The sequence below is a fragment of the Vibrio sp. genome, from assembly GCF_050299255.1.
GTDB lineage: Bacteria > Pseudomonadota > Gammaproteobacteria > Enterobacterales > Vibrionaceae > Vibrio.
On sequence record NZ_JBNKVP010000170.1, the window covers coordinates 1 to 1,947 of the forward strand.

General features: G+C 51.0%; 2 protein-coding genes. Both read right to left on the minus strand.

Going from position 1 to position 1,947, the window contains the following annotated elements:
• Window positions 1-218: 218 nt before the first annotated feature.
• Window positions 219-1,381 (minus strand): IS3 family transposase gene (locus tag ACQY6F_RS18840; protein WP_428776642.1). Its coding sequence is split into 2 segments (ribosomal slippage): window positions 219-1,126 and window positions 1,126-1,381, totalling 1,164 coding nucleotides; the frame shifts between segments, so codons are not numbered across the junction.
• A gap of 164 nt (window positions 1,382-1,545) precedes the next feature.
• Window positions 1,546-1,947: Na+/H+ antiporter NhaA (locus ACQY6F_RS18845; protein ID WP_428776643.1), on the minus strand; the 402-nt coding region annotated here is incomplete at its 5' end.

The following is a 1,947-nucleotide window of genomic DNA, read 5'->3' on the forward strand; positions in this document are numbered from 1 at the left end:
GCTCAATCGTGCCGTCACACTCGCTGAACTCCTCAAAAACGCCGACTGTCCCCCACGACGGACCATCAACACCACCCTCTACGTCATCACCGGCCTCATTGAAGAAGCCGCAGAAGACAACGAAATCCTCCGAGCAAAACTACTGGATCAAGGACCACCGAAATACGGCTAGTCACTTCACTACCCGGCGGCAATTGCTGCCGAGTAAACTGTAGTGGTCAATTAATTCCGGACAGTTTTTTAAGTTTCTCTTCCGCAGCATCAGGGCTAAGGCCGTCGTTTGCCGTGTGTGGTCTGCGTCGGTTGTAGTAATCCATCAGATAACGGCCGACGTCTATCTTCGCCTCCGCCAGCGAGCTGTAACCCAGCGCTGGTATCCATTCTGTTTTCAAGCTACGGAACACCCTCTCCATTGGTGCATTGTCCCAACAATTACCACGCCGACTCATACTTTGTTCCATCCGGTAACGCCACAACCGCTGCCTGAATTGGATGCTCGTGTACTGACTGCCCTGATCTGAATGAAACATAACCCCTTCCGGGTGTCCGCGACGCTCCCAGGCGTCTTCCAAAGCCCGGATTGCCAGGGCGGTATCAACACGATCAGACATTGCCCAGCCAACGACTTTTCGGGCATAAAGATCCAGCACGGCAGCCAGATATACCCATCGTGTCCCTGCCCAGATGTAGGTGATGTCACCGCACCACACTCTATCTGGGGCGATGACATCAAATTCCCGGTTCAGGTGATTCGGGATATCCAGATGCTCAACCGTGGCCTGTTTATAGTTGTGCGGCCCCGGTTGCTTACAGATCAGGTCCATTTCACTCATTAGGCGACCGGTCAGAAAGCGGCCGATCTTGATGCCTTCATTTGCCAGTGCACGGCTGATAGACCTCGCCCCCATGGAACTCCTGCTGGCTGTGAAAACACGATTCACATGGGCCTTCAATTCCAGTCGTTTAACGTCGAGACGCGATTTGCTGCAGCAATAATCGTAATAGCTGGAACGTTTGACATCGAATAGGCGACAGACCATCTTAACCGGCTCATGCTCCCTCAACTGGTCTATCAGTTGGTACGATTCCACTCGTCCGACATCAAGAGAGCTGTAGCCTTTTTTAATATATTTTTTTCTCGCTCAAGCAATTTGATACGGGCTTCGAGTTCCTGAATCTTTTGCTGTTCCGGCGTCAGAGCTTTGCTCTTGGGTGTTTCGCCACCCCGTTCAGCTCGTAGCTGACTAACCCAGCGGCGAAGGACTGTTTCGCCTACATCCAGTGAACGACTGGCTTCCGTGATCGAATAACCCTGATCCAGCACCAGGCAGGCAGCTTCTTGCTTGAATTCAGTCGAAAAACTCCGACGTTGTCTTTTCATTGAACACCTCGCTTTGGGTGGCGATTTTACCACCTATCTTGGTGTCCGGTTTCATTAGACCACTACACAGATTATTCATGATAGATTAGATATCCTTTTTGGAAAATATCTCTATATTCAGGCGATGTCTCTATACCTGGAGACCTTATATCCCGATATGCCAATTAGTGCTCTATTTTATTTTCCTTAACCGTGTTTGACGTCAGATAGAGCCAGACAAAACCACTAATTCCTGCCAGTGCTGAGGCGATCAGTATGCCGCTCTTGGCCATGAGCAGATCCTCGGGGTAGTTGGCAAAACCGAGTTCTGCAATGAAAATGGACATGGTAAAGCCGATACCACCCATCAGGCCGACGCCGATAAGGTGTTTCAGGTTGAGCTCTTTCGGTAACGAGGTTACGCCAATTTTGACGGCTAGCCAGGAGAATCCGACGATACCGAGCAGCTTGCCGAGTACCAGACCCGCAATGATGCCGAGGGAGACTGGGTGTGTGATGGTGTCATCAAGTGCGCGCCAGTCGACGGGGATGCCGGCATTAGCCAGAGAGAAAATCGGTATAACAAT